Origin of the sequence: Variovorax glacialis (genome assembly GCF_051216375.1) — a bacterium.
Lineage (GTDB): Bacteria > Pseudomonadota > Gammaproteobacteria > Burkholderiales > Burkholderiaceae_C > Variovorax.
The window spans coordinates 1-5757 of record NZ_JBPJZT010000044.1 but is presented as its reverse complement, the minus strand read 5'-3'; the positions used below and the strand labels follow the sequence as shown (position 1 = coordinate 5757).

Here is a 5757-nt window from a genome sequence, read left to right as displayed (position 1 = left end):
CATAATCCAAGGCTCAGCTGAAAACGACCCAGCGCTGCTGCTTCCCTGGTGGGGGTGGTGATGAGGGGGTTGGAGGAGGCGGAGAAAAAAAGTCTTCGGACTTGGCGGGATTGAAAAAATCGTGTCATAATCGAAGGCTCCGCTCAAAACGAAGCGTGCTGATGTTCCGGATTGGAATTCAGGTGCAAATCGAAGCGAGTGGTTGAAAAAAGTTTGCATGTTCTTCTAAAAACGTGGCATAATCGAAGGCTTCGCTGATCGCAGCAAAGCAAGACGCAAGACAGAAGAAGTCGAGCGTGGTTCGTTAAAAATATACAGCCGATAAGCGTGGGCGTTTGAAGGCGATTGCCAAGTTCTTCGGAACAAAGTCGAAAAGACTTTAAACGCTCATGAGAATAGAAGTGAAGTTCACTTCAATTCCGTTTTTATGAGTTGCTCGAGAGAGCGAAAAATTCAAGATCGAACTATAGAGTTTGATCCTGGCTCAGATTGAACGCTGGCGGCATGCCTTACACATGCAAGTCGAACGGCAGCGCGGGAGCAATCCTGGCGGCGAGTGGCGAACGGGTGAGTAATACATCGGAACGTGCCCAATCGTGGGGGATAACGCAGCGAAAGCTGTGCTAATACCGCATACGATCTACGGATGAAAGCAGGGGATCGCAAGACCTTGCGCGAATGGAGCGGCCGATGGCAGATTAGGTAGTTGGTGAGGTAAAGGCTCACCAAGCCTTCGATCTGTAGCTGGTCTGAGAGGACGACCAGCCACACTGGGACTGAGACACGGCCCAGACTCCTACGGGAGGCAGCAGTGGGGAATTTTGGACAATGGGCGCAAGCCTGATCCAGCCATGCCGCGTGCAGGATGAAGGCCTTCGGGTTGTAAACTGCTTTTGTACGGAACGAAACGGCTCTTTCTAATAAAGAGGGCTAATGACGGTACCGTAAGAATAAGCACCGGCTAACTACGTGCCAGCAGCCGCGGTAATACGTAGGGTGCGAGCGTTAATCGGAATTACTGGGCGTAAAGCGTGCGCAGGCGGTGATGTAAGACAGTTGTGAAATCCCCGGGCTCAACCTGGGAACTGCATCTGTGACTGCATCGCTGGAGTGCGGCAGAGGGGGATGGAATTCCGCGTGTAGCAGTGAAATGCGTAGATATGCGGAGGAACACCGATGGCGAAGGCAATCCCCTGGGCCTGCACTGACGCTCATGCACGAAAGCGTGGGGAGCAAACAGGATTAGATACCCTGGTAGTCCACGCCCTAAACGATGTCAACTGGTTGTTGGGTCTTCACTGACTCAGTAACGAAGCTAACGCGTGAAGTTGACCGCCTGGGGAGTACGGCCGCAAGGTTGAAACTCAAAGGAATTGACGGGGACCCGCACAAGCGGTGGATGATGTGGTTTAATTCGATGCAACGCGAAAAACCTTACCCACCTTTGACATGTACGGAATTTGCCAGAGATGGCTTAGTGCTCGAAAGAGAACCGTAACACAGGTGCTGCATGGCTGTCGTCAGCTCGTGTCGTGAGATGTTGGGTTAAGTCCCGCAACGAGCGCAACCCTTGTCATTAGTTGCTACATTTAGTTGGGCACTCTAGTGAGACTGCCGGTGACAAACCGGAGGAAGGTGGGGATGACGTCAAGTCCTCATGGCCCTTATAGGTGGGGCTACACACGTCATACAATGGCTGGTACAAAGGGTTGCCAACCCGCGAGGGGGAGCTAATCCCATAAAACCAGTCGTAGTCCGGATCGCAGTCTGCAACTCGACTGCGTGAAGTCGGAATCGCTAGTAATCGTGGATCAGAATGTCACGGTGAATACGTTCCCGGGTCTTGTACACACCGCCCGTCACACCATGGGAGCGGGTTCTGCCAGAAGTAGTTAGCCTAACCGCAAGGAGGGCGATTACCACGGCAGGGTTCGTGACTGGGGTGAAGTCGTAACAAGGTAGCCGTATCGGAAGGTGCGGCTGGATCACCTCCTTTCTGGAAACAGCAGTTCAATTTGAACGCCCACACTTATCGGTTGTTGGATGAAGTCGATTCCGTCGACATGGGTCTGTAGCTCAGCTGGTTAGAGCACCGTCTTGATAAGGCGGGGGTCGTTGGTTCGAGCCCAACTAGACCCACCAAATTCTTCCAATGGTCACGACGCTGCAACGCGTCGGATGTGAGGACCCGGGGGATTAGCTCAGCTGGGAGAGCACCTGCTTTGCAAGCAGGGGGTCGTCGGTTCGATCCCGTCATCCTCCACCAATTCCGTGCGAAAAAATCAATACCAAAGCTGCTTCGAAAGAGGCATCTTTGTTGTTGATCAAGATCTCTTGATCGATCGGCTGTTCTTTAAAAATTCATAGAGTCGAATCAGCGTTGCTGATGGAAACCGCGCATTCGTAAAGGTTTAGTGCGGACCGTGCCATCAGCGACATGAATTTTTGATTGCGTCAAATGAACTTCAATTTCGAATTAAATCGATTTATGAAGGCGGCATAACGCGCCAGGTGAAAGACCTGGTAATTCCTTGATTAATTTTGGTTTCTGTGAAGAAACGTCAAAGTTATAGGGTCAAGTGAATAAGAGCACGTGGTGGATGCCTTGGCGATGATAGGCGACGAAGGACGTGATAGCCTGCGATAAGCTTCGGGGAGCTGGCAAATTAGCTTTGATCCGGAGATTTCCGAATGGGGAAACCCACCGAAAGGTATCGCATACTGAATTCATAGGTATGCGAGGCGAACCGGGTGAACTGAAACATCTCAGTAGCTCGAGGAAAAGACATCAACCGAGATTCCGAAAGTAGTGGCGAGCGAAATCGGAAGAGCCTGTTAGTGATAGCACAAGACTTAACGGAACAGCTTGGAAAGGCTGGCCATAGCGGGTGATAGCCCCGTACGTGAAAAGACCTGTGTGGTACTGAGCTAACGAAAAGTAGGGCGGGACACGAGAAATCCTGTCTGAATATGGGGGGACCATCCTCCAAGGCTAAATACTCATCATCGACCGATAGTGAACTAGTACCGTGAGGGAAAGGCGAAAAGAACCCCGGGAGGGGAGTGAAATAGATCCTGAAACCGCGTGCTTACAAAAAGTAGGAGCCCGCAAGGGTGACTGCGTACCTTTTGTATAATGGGTCAGCGACTTACATTCAGTGGCAAGGTTAACCGAATAGGGAAGCCGTAGAGAAATCGAGTCCGAATAGGGCGACAGTCGCTGGGTGTAGACCCGAAACCAAGTGATCTATCCATGGCCAGGATGAAGGTGCCGTAACAGGTACTGGAGGTCCGAACCGACTAGTGTTGCAAAACTAGCGGATGAGCTGTGGATAGGGGTGAAAGGCTAAACAAACTTGGAAATAGCTGGTTCTCTCCGAAAACTATTTAGGTAGTGCCTCAAGTATTACCGTCGGGGGTAGAGCACTGTTTTGGCTAGGGGGTCATGGCGACTTACCAAACCAAGGCAAACTCCGAATACCGACGAGTACAGCTTGGGAGACAGAGCACCGGGTGCTAACGTCCGGACTCAAGAGGGAAACAACCCAGACCGCCAGCTAAGGTCCCTAAAATTGGCTAAGTGGGAAACGAAGTGGGAAGGCTAAAACAGTCAGGATGTTGGCTTAGAAGCAGCCATCATTTAAAGAAAGCGTAATAGCTCACTGATCGAGTCGTCCTGCGCGGAAGATGTAACGGGGCTAAGCCAGTTACCGAAGCTGCGGATTTGCAATTTATTGCAAGTGGTAGGAGAGCGTTCTGTAAGCCTGTGAAGGTGCGTTGTAAAGCGTGCTGGAGGTATCAGAAGTGCGAATGCTGACATGAGTAGCGTTAAAGGGGGTGAAAAGCCCCCTCGCCGTAAGCGCAAGGTTTTCTACGCAACGTTCATCGGCGTAGAGTGAGTCGGCCCCTAAGGCGAGGCAGAGATGCGTAGCTGATGGGAAACAGGTCAATATTCCTGTACCGATGTGTAGTGCGATGTGGGGACGGATCTTAATAGGTCATCCGGGTGTTGGATATCCCGGTCTAGTTGGAAGTAGGCGTGCATTAGGCAAATCCGGTGCACATATACCGAGGCCAACGATCGAGCCAGCTTGCTGGTGAAGTGACTGAACGAGGTTCCAGGAAAAGCCACTAAGCTTCAGCTATACACGACCGTACCGCAAACCGACACTGGTGCGCGAGATGAGTATTCTAAGGCGCTTGAGAGAACTCAGGAGAAGGAACTCGGCAAATTGACACCGTAACTTCGGAAGAAGGTGTGCCCTATTAGTGTGAAGTGAACAACGGAGCATGAATGGGTTGCAAAAAATCGGTGGCTGCGACTGTTTATTAAAAACACAGCACTCTGCAAACACGAAAGTGGACGTATAGGGTGTGACGCCTGCCCGGTGCTGGAAGATTAAATGATGGGGTGCAAGCTCTTGATTGAAGTCCCAGTAAACGGCGGCCGTAACTATAACGGTCCTAAGGTAGCGAAATTCCTTGTCGGGTAAGTTCCGACCTGCACGAATGGCGTAACGATGGCCACACTGTCTCCTCCTGAGACTCAGCGAAGTTGAAATGTTTGTGATGATGCAATCTCCCCGCGGAAAGACGGAAAGACCCCATGAACCTTTACTGTAGCTTTGTATTGGACTTTGAACAGATCTGTGTAGGATAGGTGGGAGGCTTTGAAGCAGGGTCGCTAGATCTTGTGGAGCCAACGTTGAAATACCACCCTGGTGTGTTTGAGGTTCTAACCTAGGTCCATTATCTGGATCGGGGACAGTGCATGGTAGGCAGTTTGACTGGGGCGGTCTCCTCCCAAAGCGTAACGGAGGAGTTCGAAGGTACGCTAGTTACGGTCGGACATCGTGACGATAGTGCAATGGCATAAGCGTGCTTAACTGCGAGACTGACAAGTCGAGCAGATGCGAAAGCAGGACATAGTGATCCGGTGGTTCTGTATGGAAGGGCCATCGCTCAACGGATAAAAGGTACTCTGGGGATAACAGGCTGATACCGCCCAAGAGTTCATATCGACGGCGGTGTTTGGCACCTCGATGTCGGCTCATCTCATCCTGGGGCTGTAGCCGGTCCCAAGGGTATGGCTGTTCGCCATTTAAAGAGGTACGTGAGCTGGGTTTAAAACGTCGTGAGACAGTTTGGTCCCTATCTTCCGTGGGCGCTGCAGATTTGAGGAAGCCTGCTCCTAGTACGAGAGGACCGGAGTGGACACACCTCTGGTGTATCGGTTGTCACGCCAGTGGCATTGCCGAGTAGCTAAGTGTGGAAGAGATAACCGCTGAAAGCATCTAAGCGGGAAACTCGTTTCAAGATGAGATCTGCCGGGGCCTTGAGCCCCCTAAAGAGTCGTTCAAGACCAGGACGTTGATAGGTCAGGTGTGGAAGCGCAGTAATGCGTTAAGCTAACTGATACTAATTGCTCGTGCGGCTTGACCCTATAACTTTGATCCGGCTCCCGACGCGGAGCCACGAATACGGATCAAGGTGTTATGCCAAGTTGACGCATTCAAAATACACCAAGCTGATTCCAGACTCTATGAATTCGTCGGGCTGACACCGTCAGCTCGGCAACCCTTTATGCCTGATGACCATAGCGAGGTGGTCCCACTCCTTCCCATCCCGAACAGGACAGTGAAACGCCTCAGCGCCGATGATAGTGCGGGTTCCCGTGTGAAAGTAGGTCATCGTCAGGCTCTTACAGCCCCTCAAAGCCCAGCCCCACAAAGGCTGGGCTTTTTGGCTTTGCGACGC

Annotated in this window: 1 protein-coding gene, 2 tRNA genes and 3 rRNA genes; 5 read left to right on the top strand and 1 reads right to left on the bottom strand. The window is 51.6% G+C overall.

Annotated features, from left to right (window positions below; translation table 11 throughout):
* Positions 1-219: hypothetical protein (locus ACSFBL_RS35315; protein WP_435520454.1), on the bottom strand; the 219-nt coding region annotated here is incomplete at its 3' end.
* Between the two features lie 242 nt (positions 220-461).
* On the opposite strand from ACSFBL_RS35315, the gene ACSFBL_RS35310 reads away from it, so the two are divergent.
* The 5 genes from ACSFBL_RS35310 (at position 462) to rrf (ending at position 5699) form a co-directional block, all read left to right on the top strand.
* Positions 462-1996, top strand: a 16S ribosomal RNA gene (locus tag ACSFBL_RS35310).
* Positions 1997-2065: 69 nt separating this feature from the next.
* Positions 2066-2142: transfer RNA gene (locus ACSFBL_RS35305), tRNA-Ile, on the top strand.
* 48 nt (positions 2143-2190) lie between these two features.
* Positions 2191-2266 (top strand) — tRNA-Ala (locus ACSFBL_RS35300).
* Positions 2267-2573: 307 nt separating this feature from the next.
* Positions 2574-5443 (top strand): 23S ribosomal RNA (locus tag ACSFBL_RS35295).
* 143 nt (positions 5444-5586) lie between these two features.
* Positions 5587-5699, top strand: a 5S ribosomal RNA gene (gene rrf, locus ACSFBL_RS35290).
* Together the 16S, 23S and 5S rRNA genes with 2 tRNA genes alongside form the textbook arrangement of a ribosomal RNA operon.
* Positions 5700-5757 lie beyond the last annotated feature (58 nt).